Genomic DNA, 18,713 nt, shown 5'->3' on the forward strand with positions numbered 1-18,713 from the left:
CGCTCGGCGCTGCATCTGCGCAATAAGAGCATCGAGGCTGAAGCCTCTCCTACAGGTGGTTTCTCGCCTGCTGTGGGAGAGGCTTTAGCCTCGATTCCTGGAAACATTAATACCGGGTCTTTGTATGACGCTGAACTCCCCTAATCCTGGCACCGCGCCCACGGCCCACACCGCCTCCTACTACCACGCCACGCGCAACAAACAGATCGACTTTCCGGTGCTCACTGGCGCGCTGGATTGCGATGTGTGCATCGTCGGCGGCGGTTTCAGCGGCTTGAACACCGCCATTGAATTGGCCGAACGCGGCCTGTCTGTGGTGCTACTGGAAGCCAAGCAAATCGCCTGGGCCGCCAGCGGTCGCAACGGCGGGCAATTGATTCGTGGCGTCGGCCACGACTTGTCGAAATTCGCCAGCCAGATCGGCACCGACGGCGTGGCCACGCTCGAACGCTTGGGGCTGGAAGCGGTGGAAATCGTTCGCCAGCGCGTCGCCAAATACGGCATCGAATGCGACCTGCGCTGGGGCTACTGCGACCTGGCCAACACGCCGCAGCACTACCAAGGGTTTATCGAAGACAAACAGGCGCTCGAGCGCATGGGCTACAGCCATGAGCTGACCCTGATCGAGCCCGACCAAATGGAGCGCGTGGTCGGCTCCAAGGTGTTTGTCGGCGGCATGATCGACAGCGGCTCAGGCCATTTGCATCCGCTTAACCTCGCACTTGGCGAAGCCGCCGTAGCGCACAAGCTGGGCGTACGAATTTTCGAGAACAGCGCCGCGCAGCGCATCGAATACGGCGCCAAAGTGAAAGTGCACACCGCCTCCGGGCTGGTGCGCGCGGGCTCGCTGGTGCTGGCCGGCAATGCTCACCTGGCCGGGCTGGTGCCGGAACTCAGCGGCAAAGTGTTGCCCGCTGGCAGCTACATCATCGGCACCGAACAACTCAGTGAAGCGCAGGCCGAGCAGTTGATTCCGGGCAACCGCGCCTTGTGCGACCAGCGCGTGGGGCTCGATTACTTCCGCTTGTCTGCCGATCGCCGTCTGTTGTTCGGCGGCGCCTGCCATTACTCGGGGCGCGACCCTCAGGACATCGCCGCGTATATGCGGCCGAAAATGCTCCGCGTATTCCCGCAATTGGCCGACACCCGCATCGACTTCGCCTGGGGCGGCACGATCGGCATCGGCGCCAACCGCTTGCCGCAAATTGGCCGCCTGAGTGGCGAAACCAACGTGTACTTCGCCCAGGCCTACTCGGGGCATGGCGTGAACACCACTCACCTGGCCGGTCGGCTGCTCGCTGAAGCCATCTGTCGTCAGGACAGCACCGGCTTCGACCTGTTCGCGCAAGTGCCGCACATGAAATTCCCGGGCGGCAAACTGCTGCGCACGCCGCTGTTGGCGCTGGGCATGTCGTGGTATCGGCTGCGGGAGATTGCCGGTATTTGAACAACACCGGTGTGCGTGCGCAGGGCCCGATTGCCGGGCCCTGCGCAGCTTCTGCGGTTTGCTTCTATGCTGCAAAAGCCGCCCTACAAGGCGGGCAGCAGTGGGGCACTACGCGGGAGCGAACCGGGCACTGACCCCGAGGCCTTTCGCTTCATAAGGATTGAGCGGGGCACTTCGGATGCGGGACAAACGTCGCCTGTTCGTGTTGGTGTGGCCTTTTATCGCCATTGTTGTGCTGCAGGCCGCGCTGGCGGGCCTCAGCCTGGACGTGATGTCGTCGGTGCGCGCCTATGTGACCGGCGAAAGCCTGTGGTCCAAAGGCCAGAAAGATGCGTTTTCCTATCTGCATTTGTACGCCGACACCCGCGACGAAGCCGACTACCGCGCCTACCAGGCGGCCATCGCCATTCCCTTGGGCGACCATGCCGCGCGCCTGGCCATGGACCTGCCAACCCCCGACTACCGCGCTGCCCACGAAGGGTTTCTGCGCGGCGGCACGCACCCGCAAGACATTCCCGGCCTGATCTGGCTGTATCGCGACTTTCGCCACTTCAGTTACCTGAGCACCGCCATCGGCCATTGGCAGGTCGGCGACCGTTTCATTCTCGCCCTGCAAGACGTCGGCGAGCGCATGCACCAAAGCATCAGCACCGGCAGCGCAACGCCTGAACAGGTGGAGGTCTGGAACGAGCAGATCTACGCCATCAACCAGCAAGTCACGCCGGTGGCCAAGGCGTTTTCCGACACCCTGGGCCAGGGGTCGCGCTTTATTCAGCGCTTGCTGCTGGGCGCCAATGTGCTGGCCGCTGCCGTGTTGATCGCGCTGGCGACCCTGCGCACGTTGAAGCTGGTGCAACAGCGCGAAACCTTCGAGCTGGCCCTGCAAACCGAGAAGGAGCGGGCGCAAACCACCCTGGCCTCGATTGGCGATGCGGTGATCCGCACGGACGAACGCGGCTGCCTGGAATACATGAACCCGGCCGCCGAAGACCTGATTTTGTGCCGCAACGAACACGCCCGCGGCCGCTCGCTGGGCACGCTGTTCCAGCTGCAAGACGGCGACTGTCAGCAAGCCGACACGCCGCTGGTGGAACGCATTCTGACCGGCGAAATCGGTGGCAGCGCCCACGCCCAGCAAGTGGTGCGCCTGGACGGCAGCAAGGTGGCGGTGGCGTTGGTCAGCGCGCCTATTCGTATCGCCGGACGCATTGCCGGCGCCGTGCTGGTGCTGCACGACATGACCCGCGAACGCCAGTACATCGACACCCTGTCTTGGCAGGCATCCCACGACGCCTTAACCGGCCTGGCCAACCGCCGCGAATTCGAGCAACGCCTGGAAAGCGCCTTGCTGCGCCTGGAAACCCAGGCGGGGCAGCACGCGCTGATGTTTCTCGACCTCGACCAATTCAAAGTGGTCAACGACACCTGCGGCCATGCGGCGGGCGACCAGTTGTTGCGCCAAGTGTGCGTGTTGCTGCAAGAGCACCTGCGCGAAGGCGACACCCTGGCGCGGCTGGGTGGCGATGAGTTCGGCATTCTTCTGCAAAACTGCCCGGCCGCGCCGGCGGCACGTATTGCCGAACTGCTGCGCATGACCGTGCACGACCTGCAGTTCGTCTGGGACGGGCGCAACTTCAACATTGGCGTGAGCATCGGCCTGGTGATGCTGGCGCAGTCGCGCCTCACCCTTGCCGAGGCGCTGCGCTCGGCCGACATGGCCTGCTACATGGCCAAGGAAAAAGGCCGTAACCGCGTGCAGGTGTATGAAAGCGACGACTCGGAGATGTCCAACCGCTTCGGCGAAATGGCCTGGGTGCAGCGCATTCATGCGGCGTTGGAAGAGCAGCGCTTTTGTCTGTACTACCAACTGATCGCGCCGGTGGCGGCGGAGCAGGGCAGCGGCGCGCACCTGGAACTACTCGTGCGCCTGCGCGACGAAGACGGCCAGTTAGTGCCACCGATTCGCTTTATTCCGGCCGCCGAACGCTACGGCCTGATGCCGCTTATTGACCGCTGGGTGGTCAGCCATGCGTTTTACGTGTTGGCGCAACGACAGGCCAACCCGGACAGCGAGCCGATCGCCACCTGCGCCATCAACCTGTCGGGGCCGACCTTTGGCGACCAGGCCTTCCTCGGCTTTGTGCGCGAGCAACTCAGCCACTTCAACATCGCGCCGCAGCAAATCTGTTTTGAAATTACCGAAACCAGCGCCATCGCCAACCTGGCCAGCGCCATCCATTTCATCCGCGAACTGAAAAGCCTCGGCTGCCGCTTTTCTCTGGACGATTTCGGCGCGGGCATGTCCTCGTTTGGCTACCTGAAACACTTGCCGGTGGACTACCTGAAAATCGACGGCAGCTTCGTCAAAGACATGCTCGAGGACCCCATCGACCGCGCCATGGTTGAGTCGATCAACCAGATCGGGCACGTCATGGGCAAACTGACCATCGCCGAATTCGTCGAGACGGCGGAAATAATGCAAGCGCTGGCGGAGGTCGGCGTGGATTACGCGCAGGGGTATGCGATTGCCAAGCCGATGCCGTTTGATGCGCAGGTGAGGTGGAGTACCGGCGTCAGGCCGGGGTGAGCGGGGCGAAGGCGAGCGCTTGGGTGGTGGACGTAACGAAAGGTGGCCGGGGTGGCAGGTTTTCTTTACGTTTTTGGCCGGTTAAAAGCGGTCAAGTACTCCGACGTCGAAGGCCCAGGCGGGGCGGATATATAGGTTCGCCATGCAAGCCTGGATCCCGAATCGTCGGACCGCCGCCTGCGCGGGGATGGCGGAGGTTTGATTGCCGAGTTTTGTTCGGCTTACACCGTCATTCCCGCGAAGGCGGGAATCCAGAGTAGTGAAGGGAGCAAACTTCATCGCCCCGACGAAACTCCCTGAATCGGAGCAAAGCACCGCCTCACCAAAACCCACCCAACCCACCCCCGTATCAAATCCTTGCCACCTCACGCCACAACCCCCTCAAAACCTCCACCCACCCCATCTTGTTCCCGCCCCCCGCAAGCGCTGTTATGAACCCCACCGGCCACCCCCCGGCCACCGCCATAACAACAATTCAGGAGGCGCAATGAACGCCGTGCACGCTCTCAAACCCGATCCAATCCAGGCCCACAACCCCATCGGCACCGACGGCTTCGAGTTCGTCGAATACACCGCGCCAACGCCCGAAGGCATCCAGCAGCTGCGTGAGCTGTTCACCGCCATGGGCTTTACCGAAACCGCCAAGCACCGTTCCAAGGAAGTTTTTCTGTTCCAGCAGAACGACATCAACTTCGTGCTCAACGGCAGCCCCACCGGCCATGTGCGCGAGTTCGGCCTCAAGCATGGCCCCAGCGCCTGCGCCATGGCCTTCCGGGTACAGAACGCCGCGCAAGCCGCCGCTTACGTGCAGTCGCAAGGCGCCAAGCTGGTGGGCAGCCACGCCAATTTCGGCGAGCTGAATATTCCCTGCGTCGAGGGCATCGGCGGCTCGCTGCTGTATCTGGTTGACCGTTACGGCGACAAGAGCATTTACGACGTCGACTTCGAATACATCGAAGGCCGCACCCCGAACGATAACGCTGTGGGCTTGCGGGAAATCGATCACCTGACCCACAACGTCAACCGTGGGCAAATGGACGTGTGGTCCGGCTTCTACGAGCGCATCGCCAACTTCCGTGAAATTCGCTACTTCGACATCGAAGGCAAACTCACTGGCCTGCTGTCGCGCGCCATGACCGCGCCGTGCGGCAAGATCCGCATCCCGATCAACGAGTCGGCCGACGATAAGTCGCAAATCGAAGAGTTCATTCGCGAGTACCACGGCGAAGGCATCCAACACATCGCGCTGGCCAGCGACGACATCTACGCCACCGTTCGCCAGCTACGCGCCAATGGTGTGGACTTCATGACCACCCCCGACACCTATTACGCCAAGGTCGACACCCGCGTGGCCGGGCATGGCGAGCCGACGGCCGTGCTGCAAGAGCTGAACCTGCTGATCGATGGCGCGCCGGGCGATGACGGCATCCTGCTGCAGATTTTCACCAATACGGTGATAGGCCCGATCTTCTTTGAAATCATCCAGCGCAAAGGCAACCAAGGCTTCGGCGAGGGCAATTTCCAGGCGCTGTTCGAGTCGATTGAGGAAGATCAGGTTCGCCGTGGCGTGATCGCAGCGGACTAAGCACAGGAGCTGCACCATGAGCCGCAACTGGATTCAGTTTCCCCTGCGCGAAGGCGACTGTTCACGGCAAGCGCACTGTGACTTTCCCGAAGGCACCTATGAGCGTGAGATGGGCCGCGAGGGCTTTTTCGGCCCCGCCGCGCACCTGCACCACAAGCATCCGCCAACCGGCTGGGTGGATTGGCAAGGCCCGCTGCGCCCCCATGCGTTCGACCTGAATCGAGTGCCGAGCGAAAGCGATTGCCCGCTCGCCGCGCCGCTGGCGCTGCACAACAGCGACGTGCGCATTCGCGTGTGGAAATGCAACGGCGCCATGCGCCATCTGGTGCGCAACAGCGACGGCGATGAGCTGCTGTTCGTGCACGAAGGCAGCGGCCATTTCTACTGCGACTTCGGCCACTTGCAGTACCGCGACGGCGATTACCTGGTGGTGCCACGCGGCACCGCCTGGCGCATCGAGGCCAGCGAGCCGACATTTATGCTGCTGATCGAAAACACCGACGGCGCCTATCAGTTGCCCGACAAAGGCCTGTTGGGCCCACACGCCATCTTCGACCCCGCCGTGCTCGACCACCCGCATCTGGACGACGCGTTCAAAGCCCAGCAAGACGAAAACACCTGGCAAATCCGCATCAAGCGGCGCAACCAGATCAGCACCGTGACCTACCCGTACAACCCGCTGGACGTGGTCGGCTGGCACGGCGACAACACCGTGGTGCGCCTGAACTGGCGTGACATTCGCCCGGTCATGAGCCACCGCTACCACCTGCCGCCGTCGGCGCACACCACCTTCGTGGCCAATGGTTTTGTGGTCTGCACCTTCACGCCGCGCCCGGTGGAAAGCGACCCTGGCGCGTTGAAAGTGCCGTTCTATCACAACAACGACGACTACGACGAAGTGCTGTTTTACCACCGCGGCAACTTCTTCAGCCGCGACAACATCGAGGCCGGGATGGTCACGCTGCACCCCTGCGGCTTCCCCCACGGTCCACACCCCAAGGCCCTGAAAAAGAGCCAGGAAAGCCCGGCGACCTTTGTCGAGGAAGTGGCGGTGATGATCGACACACGGCGTGGCCTGGAAATTGGCGAAGCCGCGGCGGCGGTGGATGTGGCGGCGTATGTGGATTCGTGGCGGGCGCCGGGGAAACCGACTGACGCTGCTCCCTGACGCCCACTTTCGTAAAAGCCAGCTTGCTGGCGAAGCCCTTTGTGCACCCGCTTCGCCAGCAAGCTGGCTCCTACAACAGCCGCGCGAACCGGCACCCTTATTTGGAATCCTGAGATGAAACTCGCATCCCTGAACACCGGCCGTGACGGCCAACTCATCGTCGTTTCCCGCGACCTGATCCGCGCCGTCAAAGTCCCAAGCATTGCCGCCACCCTGCAAGCGGCGCTCGACAACTGGGCCACCGCCCGCCCGAAACTCGAAGCGGTGTACCAGCGCCTGAACGATGGCCTGGAAGGCGAGGCCTTTGCCTTCGACCAGAGCGCCTGCGCCAGCCCATTGCCCCGTGCGTATCACTGGGCCGACGGCAGCGCCTACGTCAATCACGTGGAGCTGGTGCGCAAAGCCCGTGGCGCTGAAATGCCGGAAAGCTTCTGGCACGACCCGCTGATGTACCAAGGCGGCGCCGATACCTTTATCGCGCCCCATAGCCCGATTCTGATGGCGGACGAAGCCTGGGGCATCGACCTCGAAGCGGAAATCGCCGTGGTCACCGACGACGTGCCCATGGGCGTGTCGGCGGCCGAGGCGGGCGCGCATATCCAATTGCTGATGCTGGTTAACGATGTGTCGCTGCGTAACCTGATTCCCGGCGAACTGGCCAAGGGTTTCGGTTTTTACCAAAGCAAACCGTCGTCGAGTTTCTCGCCGGTGGCCATTACCCCGGACGAGCTTGGCGAAAGCTGGCGCGACGGCAAGGTGCACCGGCCGCTGACCTCGCACATCAACGGCGAGCTGTTCGGCCAGCCCGACGCCGGCACCGACATGACCTTCAACTTCCCGACGCTGCTGGCTCACGCGGCGAAAACCCGCGCGCTGGGCGCGGGCAGCATCGTCGGCTCGGGCACCGTGTCGAACTATGACCGCAGCGCCGGCTCAAGTTGCCTGGCTGAGAAGCGCATGTTGGAAATCGTCGAACACGGCGAGGCAAAAACCCCGTTCCTGCGCTTTGGCGACCGGGTGCGCATCGAGATGTTCGACGCGGCAGGGCAGAGCATTTTCGGCGCCATCGACCAAGTGGTCACTGCGTACCGAGGCTGAGCCATGCTGACGCTCTATGACTACTGGCGCTCCAGTGCGGCGTACCGGGTACGCATCGCGCTGAACCTTAAAGGCCTGGCGTACCAGTCGGTGCCGGTGCATTTGGTTAAAGACGGCGGCCAGCAGCACAGCGCCGACTACAAAGCGCTGAACCCGCAAGGGTTGTTGCCACTGCTGGTGGATGGCGACACGCGCATCGCGCAGTCCATGGCCATTCTCGAATACCTCGAAGAGTGCTACCCGCAACCGGCGCTGCTGCCCCGCGACCCAAGCCTGCGTGCGCAAATTCGCAGCGTGGCGCTGCATATCGCCTGTGATATCCACCCGTTGAACAACTTGCGCGTGTTGCAGTACCTAAGCGGAACGTTGGGCATAGAGGCGGCGGCCAAGGACGCGTGGTACCGGCACTGGGTCGATAGCGGCTTGGCGGCGGTTGAACAGAACCTGCAGCGAATGCCGAGCGAACTGTCGATGGGCGAGCGGCCGGGTTTGCTGGAGGTTTGCCTGGTGCCGCAGGTGTACAATGCCCGCCGTTTTAACTGTGACCTCCATGCGTACCCACGCATTCTCGCTGTAGTCGAGCGCTGCAATTCCCTTGAAGCATTTGCCAATGCGACGCCGGAGGTGCAGCCCGACGCTCCCCCGCTGTTGTAGGTGTAAAGGGGCGCGCCGACCACACCAAGGCCGCGCGCCCGCCTTGCTGAATTCCGCCGTGCCACAAGCGCGGCGGGTCCGATCCCGTCACAGATAAAAACAAGTAGGTGACGTTACATGCACGACAGTCAGACCTCCGGCCAGCTCAAACGCGGCCTGAAAAATCGCCACATCCAATTGATCGCCTTAGGCGGCGCCATCGGCACCGGGCTTTTCCTGGGCTCGGCCGGGGTGCTGAAAAGCGCCGGGCCGTCGATGATTCTCGGCTATGCCATTTGCGGCTTTATCGCCTTTTTGATCATGCGCCAGCTCGGCGAAATGATCGTCGAAGAGCCGGTAGCCGGGTCGTTCAGTCACTTCGCACATAAATACTGGGGCGGTTTCGCCGGCTTTCTGTCCGGCTGGAACTGCTGGGTTCTGTACATTCTGGTGGGCATGTCCGAGCTCACTGCCGTCGGCAAATACATTCACTACTGGTGGCCGGAAATTCCGACTTGGGTGTCGGCGGCCGTGTTCTTCGTACTGGTGAATGCCATCAACCTGGCCAACGTAAAACTCTTCGGCGAGGCGGAATTCTGGTTCGCCATGATCAAGGTGGTGGCCATCGTCGGCATGATCGCCCTGGGCTGCTACTTGCTGGTCAGCGGCGCTGGCGGTGAGCAGGCGATGGTCAGCAACCTGTGGGCCCACGGCGGATTCTTCCCCAACGGCATCAGCGGCTTGGTCATGGCCATGGCCTTTATCATGTTTTCCTTCGGTGGCCTGGAAATGCTCGGCTTCACCGCTGCCGAAGCGGATCAGCCGAAAAGCGTGATTCCCAAAGCAATCAACCAGGTCATCTACCGCATCCTGATCTTCTACGTCGGCGCGCTGGTCGTGCTGCTGTCGCTGACGCCTTGGAATCTGTTGCTTGAACACATCAACAGCGCCGGCGACCCGTACAGCGGCAGCCCGTTTGTGCAGGTGTTCTCGCTGCTGGGCAGCAACACCGCCGCGCACTTGCTTAACTTTGTGGTGCTGACGGCGGCGGTGTCGGTTTACAACAGCGGCACCTACTGCAACGGCCGCATGTTGCTGGGCCTGGCGGAGCAGGGTGACGCGCCCAAAGTATTCGCCAAAGTGGATAAACGCGGCGTACCGGTAAACGCCTTGCTGCTCTCGGCGCTGGTTACCGTTCTAGCTGTGGTGGTGAACTACGTGGTGCCGCAGAACGCCCTGGAACTGTTGATGTCGCTGGTGGTGGCGGCCCTGGTGATCAACTGGGCGATGATCAGTTACTCGCACCTGAAATTCCGCCAACGCATGGAACAAGACGGTGTACGCACCGCCTTCCGCGCCTTGCTGTTCCCCTACGGCAACTACCTGTGCCTGGTGTTCGTGTTGTTTATTCTCGGCGTGATGCTGCTGATTCCGGGCATTCAGGTGTCGGTGTACGCGATTCCGGTGTGGCTGGTCATCATGTGGGCGTGCTACCGATTGAAGCTGTCGCGGGCACGCACTGCCGCGCTGCAAGTCGCCACAGACTGACCCCTGCAAAAAGCAAAAGAGCGAACGTCCAATGCTGGAGATTTCCAACAACGTGCACCTACCCGACGCCGAAATTGAGCTGAGCGCCATTCGCGCTCAGGGCGCCGGTGGGCAGAACGTGAATAAAGTCTCCAGCGCCATGCACCTGCGCTTCGACATCAACGCCTCGTCGCTGCCGCCGTTCTACAAAGAGCGGCTGCTGCAATGGCGCGACAGCCGCATCACCAGCGATGGCGTGGTGGTAATCAAGGCGCAGCAATACCGAACCCAGGAACAGAACCGCGCCGATGCGCTTGAACGCCTGAAAGAGCTGATTCTGGCCGCCAGTAAAGTCGAGAAAAAACGCCGGCCGACCAAGCCGACGTTGGGCTCGAAGAAGCGGCGGCTGGAGGGCAAGAGTCAGCGTGGGGCGATCAAGGCGGGGAGGGGAAGGTGGAGTTTTGAGGTAAGTCGGCTTTAAAGGCTCGAGGCTGAAGCCTCTCCTACAGATTGCGCAGTACCTGTGGGAGAGGCTTCAGCCTCGATTCCTGCAAACAAAGAACGTCGCGATCAACCACTCACCTTGGCAATTGCCGCCGCCAGATAACCCAGCCGCCGCTCATCAATCCCCGCCACGTTCGCACGCCCCGAACTGACCATGTACACGCTGTGCTCATCGCGCAGTCGCCTCACCTGCTCGGCACTCAACCCGGTATACGAAAACATCCCGCGCTGGCTGCCGATATGGGCGAAACGTTCGGCCAAACCATACGGCTGCAACGCCGCCAGCAAACCCTGACGCAACTCGGCAATGCGCACACGCATGGCCTCGACCTCCGCCTGCCAGGTCAAGCGCAAACCCTCATCCGCCAGAATCTGCGCCACCACCGCCGCGCCATGGGCGGGCGGGGTGGACCACAAGTTGCGCGCGATGGCTGCCAGTTGGCTGCGCACGTCGGTGAGTGAATCCGGGGTGGCGCTCACCACCACCAGCGCACCGGTGCGTTCGCGGTACAGGCCGAAGTTTTTCGAGCACGAACTGGTGATCAGCACCTCCGGCAATTCAGCCGCGAACAGGCGCACGGCCCAGGCGTCCGCTTCCAGGCCTTCGGCGAAACCCTGGTAGGCGAAGTCGATCAGCGGCAGCAGCTCGCGCGCGCGCACCACGTCCAGCACCTGACTCCATTGCCCCTGATCCAGGTCGAAGCCGCTGGGGTTGTGGCAGCAGGCGTGCAGCAACACCACATCGCCGCGCGGAATTTGCTGCAGCGCGGCGAGCATGGCGTCGAAGGCCAGGCGATTGTCGGCGTCGACATACGGATAGTGATGCACCGCCAGCCCAGCCGCCGCGAACAGCGTTTCGTGAATCGGCCACGTCGGATCGCTCAGCCAAATGCTGCGCCCCGGCAGGCAATGGCGAATAAAGTCGCCGGCCAGGCGCAACGCGCCGGTGCCGCCTGGAGTTTGCGTGGCGCCAGCGCGGTTGCCGGTCAGCAACGGCGAGTCGGCGCCCAGAACCAGGCGCGCCAAATGCTGGGTGAACAGCGGGTCGCCATGGCCGCCGATGTAGCTCTTGGTGGTTTCGCTGTCGACCAGGTGGCGCTCGGCAATTTTCACCGAGGGCAGAATCGGCGTGTTGCCGTGGGGATCTTTGTACACGCCCACGCCAAGGTCGATTTTGTGCGGGTTGCTGTCGCTGCGGTACGCGTCGATCAGCCCGAGAATCGGGTCGCCGGGCACGCGTTTCACCGTGTCGAAATGGCTCACTTCACGCCTTCCGCCGTCTTGGCCACCTGATCGGTGCGTGCCGCCATGATGAAGTCGTTGCGGTGCAGGCCTTTAATCGAATGGCTCCACCAGGTGACGGTGACTTTGCCCCATTCGGTGAGCAGGCCAGGATGATGGCCCTCGGCTTCGGCGATTTCGCCGACGGCGTTGGTGAAGGCCAGGGCGTGTTTGAAGTTTTTGAAGTCGTAGCGTTTTTCCAGTTGCAGCACGCCGTCGCGCACTTCGATGTTCCAGTCCGGTATTTCCTTGATCAGCGCGGCCAGTTCGTCATCCGACACTTTTGGCGCATCGGCTTTGCAGGCTTCGCAGTGGGCTTGGTTCAGGGCAGTCATCGGAGGCTCCAGTCAGAAAAGTCAGGCCGCTTTTGGCGGAAATTTTGCGGGGTGCAGGCCCAATTGGGCGGCTTGGGCAACCATGGCCATGAGGTCTTCATGGGCGAGGTCGAACAGGCGCTTGAGGTCGGGCAGCACGAAATACAGCGGTTGCAGGATGTCGATCCGGTACGGCGTGCGCATGGCGTCCAGCGGGTCGAAGGCCTGATGCTCCGGTGCATCGGACAAGCTATAGAGGGTTTCCTTCGGCGAAGAAAGAATGCCGCCGCCATAAATCCTCCGGCCGTGTGGCGTGTCGACCAAGCCGAATTCGATGGTCATCCAGTACAAACGGGCAAGAAACACGCGCTGCTCTTTGCTGGCCTTGAGGCCCAGCTTGCCGTAGGTGTGGGTGAATTCCGCGAACCACGGGTTAGTCAGCAGCGGGCAGTGGCCGAACACCTCGTGGAAAATGTCCGGCTCTTGCAGGTAGTCGAGTTCTTCGGGCGTGCGAATAAACGTGGCGACCGGAAATTGCTTGCTGGCGAGTAGTTCGAAGAACGTCTGGAAGGGAATCAGCGCCGGCACCCGCGCCACTTGCCAGCCCGTGGTCGCGCCCAGCACGCGGTTGATCTCGCCCAACTGCGGAATGCGCTCATGGGGCAGGGCCAATTGCTCGATGCCGTCGAGGTATTCCTGGCAGGCGCGGCCTTCGACCAGTTTCAGCTGCCGCGTAATCAAGGTGTTCCAGACTTCATGCTCGGCATCGGGGTAATCGATAAACCCATTGCTGTCCGGCTCGCGTGCCACGTAGTGCGACTGCTTCATCGCTGCCTCTCTTCATTGTTGTTATTGACGACCGCTTGTGGGGCTAGAGATAACCTGCGGCGCGCCTGATTTCAGCTGGGCCTAGGCAGTCCGGTGTGATGACGGCGTGCAAAAACCGTAAAGAAATGATGACAAGCAGGCGAAAGCGGCGAGGCCTCGTATTGCTGGCGCGCTAATTCGTAAACTATCCTTTACGAAAATTCCGCCGCGTCGTCAGATTTTCCTGATGGCGACGGTGATAGCAGCGCCTATCAGAACAACAACAATGAGCCCGCCATGCGTATCAAAGTCCATTGCCAGAACCGGATTGGCATTCTTCGCGACATCCTCAATCTGCTCGTCGAGTACGGCATCAACGTCGCGCGCGGCGAGGTCGGCGGTGAGCAGGGCAACGCCATCTACCTGCATTGCCCGAACCTGATCAACCTGCAATTCCAATCCCTGCGACCTAAGTTCGAGGCGATTGGCGGTGTGTTCGGCGTCAAGCGCGTGGGGCTGATGCCGAGTGAGCGGCGGCACCTGGAATTGAACGCATTGCTGGGAGCGCTGGAGTTTCCCGTGCTGTCGATCGACATGGCCGGCTCTATCGTCGCGGCAAACCGGGCGGCGGCGCAGTTGCTGGGCGTGCGCGTTGATGAAGTGCCGGGCATGCCGCTGTCGCGCTACGCCGAAGACTTCGACTTGCCGGAGCTGGTGCGCGCCAACAAATCGCGCATCAACGGCCTGCGCGTGAAGATCAAAGGCGACGTATTCCTCGCCGACATCGCGCCGCTGCAAACCGAGCATGAAGAAAGCGACGCCATGGCGGGCGCTGTGCTCACCCTGCACCGCGCCGACCGCGTAGGCGAGCGCATCTACCATGTGCGCAAACAGGAACTTCGCGGCTTCGACAGCATTTTCCAAAGCTCGCGGGTGCTCGCCGCCGTGGTGCGCGAAGCCCGGCGCATGGCGCCGCTTGATGCCCCTTGCTTATCGAGGGTGAAACCGGCACCGGCAAGGAACTGCTGGCTCGCGCTTGCCACCTGGCCAGCCCGCGCGGCCAGTCACCGTTTATGGCGCTCAACTGCGCGGGCTTGCCCGAGTCGATGGCCGAAACCGAGCTGTTCGGCTACGGCCCCGGCGCGTTCGAAGGTGCGCGCCCCGAAGGCAAGCTTGGCCTGCTGGAACTGACGGCGGGCGGCACGCTGTTTCTCGACGGCGTCGGCGAAATGAGCCCGCGCCTGCAAGCCAAACTGCTGCGCTTTCTGCAAGACGGCTGCTTCCGCCGCGTCGGCAGCGACGAAGAGGTGTACCTCGACGTGCGGGTGATCTGCGCCACTCAGGTGGACTTGTCGGAGCTGTGCGCCAAAGGCGAATTCCGCCAAGACCTGTACCACCGCCTGAACGTCCTGAGCCTGCACATTCCGCCCCTGCGCGAATGCCTGGATGGGCTGATGCCGCTGGTTGAACACTTCCTCGACCAGGCCAGCCGGCAAATCGGCTGCCCGCTGCCGACCCTTGCGGCGCCGGCCTTCGAGCGCCTCAATCACTACCACTGGCCGGGCAACGTGCGGCAGCTGGAAAACGTGCTGTTTCAGGCGGTGTCGTTGTGCGACGGCGCTGTGGTGAAGGCCGACCATATCCGCCTGCCGGATTACGGCGCGCCGCAGCCGCTGGGCGACTTTTCCCTGGAAGGCGGGCTGGACGCGATCCTCGGGCGCTTTGAACAGGCGGTGCTGGAGCGGCTGTATCACGAGCATCCGAGTAGCCGGCAACTGGGCAAGCGGTTGGGGGTTTCGCATACCACCATTGCCAACAAGCTGCGGCAGTATGGGTTGGGTAAGGAGTAAACATCGGCCCTCACCCCCAGCCCCTCTCCCGCAAGCGGGAGAGGGGAGCCTTACCGCAATTTGTCATGCCACCTCGTTCAGTCCCCTCGCCCCAGAGGGGAGAGGGTTAGGGTGAGGGGAGCGGGTTCTCGGCTGTGGTTCACGCGCCCGGTAAGACCATGGTCGAATGGCCCAGCCGGGAGGGGAGGGCTACAAAAGGCGCCATACAAAAACAACGATTGCCCGAGGTATCCCCGATGAGTGCTGTGTATCCCGTACGTCCTGAGGTCGCGGCTAACACGCTGACCGACGAGGCCAGCTACAAGTCCATGTACCAACAGTCGGTCGTCAACCCCGATGGCTTCTGGCGTGAACAGGCCCAGCGCCTGGACTGGATCAAGCCGTTCTCGGTGGTGAAACAAACCTCGTTTGACGATCACCACGTGGACATCAAATGGTTCGCCGACGGCACCCTGAACGTCTCGGCCAACTGCCTGGACCGCCACCTGGCCGAGCGTGGCGATCAACTGGCGATCATCTGGGAGGGCGACGATCCTTCCGAGCACCGCAACATCACCTACCGCGAGCTGCACGAAGAAGTCTGCAAATTCGCCAACGCCCTGCGCGGCCAGGACGTGCACCGCGGCGACGTGGTGACCATCTACATGCCGATGATTCCCGAAGCCGTGGTTGCCATGCTGGCGTGCGCGCGCATCGGTGCCATTCACTCGGTGGTGTTCGGCGGCTTCTCGCCGGAAGCCCTGGCCGGGCGCATCATCGACTGCCGTTCCAAGGTGGTGATCACCGCTGACGAAGGCCTGCGCGGCGGTAAGAAAACCCCGCTGAAAGCCAACGTCGACGACGCCCTGACCAACCCGGAAACCAGCTCGATTCAGAAAGTGATCGTGTGCAAACGCACCGGCTCGCCGATCAAGTGGAACCAGCACCGCGACATCTGGTACGAAGACCTGATGAAGGTCGCCGGCAGTGTCTGCGCACCGAAGGAAATGGGCGCTGAAGAAGCCCTGTTCATCGCTTTACACCTCCGGCTCCACCGGCAAACCCAAAGGCGTGCAACACACCACTGCCGGTTATTTGCTTTACGCCGCGCTGACCCATGAGCGCGTGTTCGATTACAAACCGGGCGAGGTGTACTGGTGCACCGCCGACGTCGGCTGGGTGACCGGCCACAGCTATATCGTGTACGGCCCGCTGGCCAACGGCGCGACCACGCTGCTGTTCGAAGGCATTCCGAACTACCCGGACATTACCCGCGTGTCGAAAATCATCGACAAGCACAAGGTCAACATCCTCTACACCGCGCCAACCGCCATTCGCGCCATGATGGCCCAGGGCAAGGCCGCCATCGAAGGTGCCGACGGCTCAAGCCTGCGTCTGCTGGGTTCGGTGGGCGAGCCGATCAACCCGGAAGCCTGGAACTGGTACTACGAAACCGTCGGCCAGTCGCGCTGCCCGATTGTCGATACCTGGTGGCAGACCGAAACCGGCGGCGTGCTGATCAGCCCACTGCCTGGCGCCACGGCGTTGAAGCCTGGCTCGGCGACACGGCCTTTCTTTGGCGTGGTGCCGGCGCTGGTGGATAACCTGGGCAACCTGATCGAAGGCGCGGCCGAGGGCAACCTGGTGATCCTCGACTCGTGGCCAGGTCAGGCGCGCACGCTGTACCGCGACCACGACCGCTTCGTCGACACCTACTTCAAAACCTTCCGTGGCATGTACTTCACCGGCGACGGCGCGCGCCGTGATGAAGACGGTTACTACTGGATCACCGGCCGCGTCGACGACGTGCTTAACGTCTCTGGCCACCGCATGGGCACCGCCGAAATCGAAAGCGCCATGGTCGCCCACCCGAAAGTGGCCGAAGCCGCCGTGGTCGGCATGCCGCACGACATCAAAGGGCAGGGCATCTACGTCTACGTGACGCTCAACAACGGTGAAGAACCGAGCGAAACGCTGCGCCAGGAACTTAAACAGTGGGTGCGTAAAGAGATCGGCCCGATTGCTGTGCCGGACGTCATTCAATGGGCGCCGGGCCTGCCGAAAACCCGCTCGGGCAAAATCATGCGTCGCATCCTGCGCAAGATCGCCACGGCGGAATACGACAGCCTAGGCGACATCTCCACCCTGGCCGATCCGGGTGTGGTGCAGCATTTGATTGATACGCACAAGGCGATGCAGCAAGCGGTGGCGTAACGGCTTCGCTGTGACAAAACGCCCGCTTGGTTGCGGGCGTTTTGTTTTGCGTATTCCTTGCACCCAACATCGTCATTCCCGCGAAGGCGGCGGTGCGACGATTCGGAGTCCAGGGTTTCGGAAGAGTTGCATTTCCCTGTCAGATACTGGATCCCCGCGTTCGCGAGGATGACGGGGGATTTTACTGATGGCTGTGTGTCGACTGACGCACTGCAGGGGTACGAAGCCCCCAAACAAAACACCCGTCATTCCCGCGCAGGCGGAGGTGCGACGATTCGGAGTCCAGAATCTCGGACCGTTTCGCCATCTTTGGCACGTCCAAAACTCTGGATCCCCGCGTGCGCGAGGATGACGGAGGTTTTAAATACCCGTCATTCCCGCGAAAGCGGAATCCAGAGTTTCGGACGTGTCGAAGATCACGAGACAATCCAAAACTCTGGATCTCGAATCGTCGGAGCGCCGCGTTCGCGAGGATGACGGGGGTTTTTATGAAGATTTTTATCCGTCTTCCACGACCCGGTATCACTCCCGACCGATAACGGGGCAATCGGAAACAGCCTGCCCCCTTCACGGGCGTTTTCCTCGTTTCGAAAAAAACATTTCTTTGGCAAAACCCAATGCCCGTAAAGGCTCATAAAAACCTGGCCCAAATCCTGCTGTAGTTTCCCGTTTACCCGCGTTCTCGCGGCTGCCGCTTTTCGCAGCTGCTGTCAATAGGCCGAGCGCCTCTCAAAGCCGTTTTGTAATTACTTGTCGCATTGAAGAAATATCGGCTTTAGGGCTGTCGTTAGAATGCCGCCACCCAGACGCCGCTACTCGCGCGTCGGCCGATGAGCTTCGTCCCTTCGGGTTATCACCCGGCAAAGATGGCGACTCTTCCTATAATTTCACGGTCGGCCTGTTACCCAGCGCACGACCTAATAAGGAGTCCACGATGAAGAAGCTCGCCCTTCTCGGCGCCCTGGCGGTGTCGCTGCTGTCGCCCCTGGCCATGGCCGATGATGCCAAGCCCCTGCGTATCGGTATTGAAGCGGCTTACCCGCCCTTCGCCTTCAAGACTCCTGACGACAAAATCACCGGCTTCGACTACGACATCGGCATGGCCCTGTGCGAAGAGATGAAGGTCGAGTGCAAGTGGATCGAGCAAGAGTTCGACGGTCTGATCCCTGCGCTGAAGGTCCGCAAGTTCGACGCGATTCTGTCGTCCATGTCGATCACCGACGACCGCAAGAAGTCGGTCGATTTCACCGGCAAGTACTACTCCACCCCAGCCAAGCTGGCGATGAAGGCCGGCACCACCCTCAACGACCCGTTGACTGACCTTAAAGGCAAGAAAATCGGCGTTCAGCGTTCCTCGGTTTATGACCGTTACGCCACCGAAGTCTTCGCCCCGGCCGGCGCCGAGATCGTGCGTTACAGCTCGCAGAACGAAGTGTTCCTCGACCTGGCTTCGGGCCGCCTCGACGCCACCCTGGCGGACTCGGTGAATATCGACGACGGCTTCCTGAAAACTGACGCTGGTAAAGGCTTCGCCTTCGCCGGCCCAGATTTCACCGAAGAGAAATACTTCGGCGAAGGCCAAGGCATTGCGGTGCGCAAGGGCGACAAAGCCCTGGCCGACAAGATCAGCGCGGCCATCCTGGCCATTCGCGCCAACGGCAAATACAAGCAAGTGCAAGACAAGTACTTCGCCTTCGACGTTTACGGCAAGTAACTCCA

At 61.8% G+C, this 18,713-nt stretch carries 12 protein-coding genes and 2 pseudogenes; 11 read left to right on the forward strand and 3 right to left on the reverse strand.

Annotation, left to right across the window (positions count from 1 at the left end):
• Positions 1-124: 124 nt before the first annotated feature.
• From ACZZZP_RS05240 to arfB, 8 genes are all read left to right on the forward strand, one after another.
• Positions 125-1,447: an NAD(P)/FAD-dependent oxidoreductase gene (locus ACZZZP_RS05240; RefSeq protein WP_463382029.1), complete on the forward strand. Its 1,323-nt coding sequence runs from the start codon at positions 125-127 to the stop codon at positions 1,445-1,447.
• 178 nt (positions 1,448-1,625) lie between these two features.
• A complete protein-coding gene (locus ACZZZP_RS05245; protein ID WP_463382030.1) occupies positions 1,626-4,034 on the forward strand; it encodes an EAL domain-containing protein in 2,409 nt (802 codons plus the stop codon).
• A 487-nt stretch (positions 4,035-4,521) separates the two neighbouring features.
• The gene (gene hppD, locus ACZZZP_RS05250) at positions 4,522-5,619 is read left to right on the forward strand and encodes a 4-hydroxyphenylpyruvate dioxygenase (RefSeq protein WP_463536331.1); all 1,098 of its coding nucleotides are present in this window, start codon (positions 4,522-4,524) and stop codon (positions 5,617-5,619) included.
• A gap of 16 nt (positions 5,620-5,635) precedes the next feature.
• Entirely contained in the window at positions 5,636-6,787 is a 1,152-nt protein-coding gene (locus ACZZZP_RS05255; protein ID WP_463382032.1) for a homogentisate 1,2-dioxygenase, read from the forward strand.
• Between the two features lie 114 nt (positions 6,788-6,901).
• A complete protein-coding gene (locus ACZZZP_RS05260) occupies positions 6,902-7,885 on the forward strand; it encodes a fumarylacetoacetate hydrolase family protein (protein WP_463382033.1) in 984 nt (327 codons plus the stop codon).
• Positions 7,886-7,888: 3 nt separating this feature from the next.
• Positions 7,889-8,539: a maleylacetoacetate isomerase gene (gene maiA / locus ACZZZP_RS05265; protein WP_463382034.1), complete on the forward strand. Its 651-nt coding sequence runs from the start codon at positions 7,889-7,891 to the stop codon at positions 8,537-8,539.
• Positions 8,540-8,656: 117 nt separating this feature from the next.
• Complete coding sequence (locus ACZZZP_RS05270) at positions 8,657-10,066, forward strand: amino acid permease (protein ID WP_463382035.1); 1,410 nt, start codon at positions 8,657-8,659, stop codon at positions 10,064-10,066.
• 31 nt (positions 10,067-10,097) lie between these two features.
• Positions 10,098-10,526 (forward strand): alternative ribosome rescue aminoacyl-tRNA hydrolase ArfB, encoded by a 429-nt coding sequence (gene arfB, locus ACZZZP_RS05275; protein WP_463536332.1) that lies wholly within the window; start codon positions 10,098-10,100, stop codon positions 10,524-10,526.
• Between the two features lie 89 nt (positions 10,527-10,615).
• Here the strand turns inward: arfB and ACZZZP_RS05280 are convergent, their stop codons facing one another.
• From ACZZZP_RS05280 to phhA, 3 genes are read right to left on the reverse strand one after another with little or no spacing between them, the layout of a single operon-like run.
• Positions 10,616-11,812 carry an amino acid aminotransferase gene (locus ACZZZP_RS05280; protein WP_463382036.1) on the reverse strand — a complete coding sequence of 399 codons (1,197 nt, stop codon included), beginning with the start codon at positions 11,810-11,812 and terminating at the stop codon, positions 10,616-10,618.
• Positions 11,809-12,165 (reverse strand): 4a-hydroxytetrahydrobiopterin dehydratase, encoded by a 357-nt coding sequence (locus ACZZZP_RS05285; protein ID WP_463382037.1) that lies wholly within the window; start codon positions 12,163-12,165, stop codon positions 11,809-11,811. Before ACZZZP_RS05285 ends, ACZZZP_RS05280 begins: the two co-directional genes overlap by 4 nt.
• A 21-nt stretch (positions 12,166-12,186) precedes the next feature.
• Entirely contained in the window at positions 12,187-12,972 is a 786-nt protein-coding gene (phhA, locus tag ACZZZP_RS05290) for a phenylalanine 4-monooxygenase (RefSeq protein WP_463382038.1), read from the reverse strand.
• 276 nt (positions 12,973-13,248) lie between these two features.
• On the opposite strand from phhA, the pseudogene ACZZZP_RS05295 reads away from it, so the two are divergent.
• The 3 genes and pseudogenes from ACZZZP_RS05295 to ACZZZP_RS05305 all read left to right on the forward strand — a co-directional run bounded on the left by ACZZZP_RS05295 (position 13,249) and on the right by ACZZZP_RS05305 (position 18,708).
• A pseudogene (locus tag ACZZZP_RS05295) lies at positions 13,249-14,801 on the forward strand (sigma-54-dependent transcriptional regulator).
• A gap of 236 nt (positions 14,802-15,037) precedes the next feature.
• A pseudogene (gene acs / locus ACZZZP_RS05300) lies at positions 15,038-16,994 on the forward strand (acetate--CoA ligase).
• Between the two features lie 934 nt (positions 16,995-17,928).
• Positions 17,929-18,708, forward strand: coding sequence for an ABC transporter substrate-binding protein (locus ACZZZP_RS05305; protein WP_463382041.1), 780 nt, complete (start codon positions 17,929-17,931; stop codon positions 18,706-18,708).
• The last annotated feature ends 5 nt before the right edge of the window (positions 18,709-18,713 follow it).

Source organism: Pseudomonas sp. AC211 (assembly GCF_979258055.1).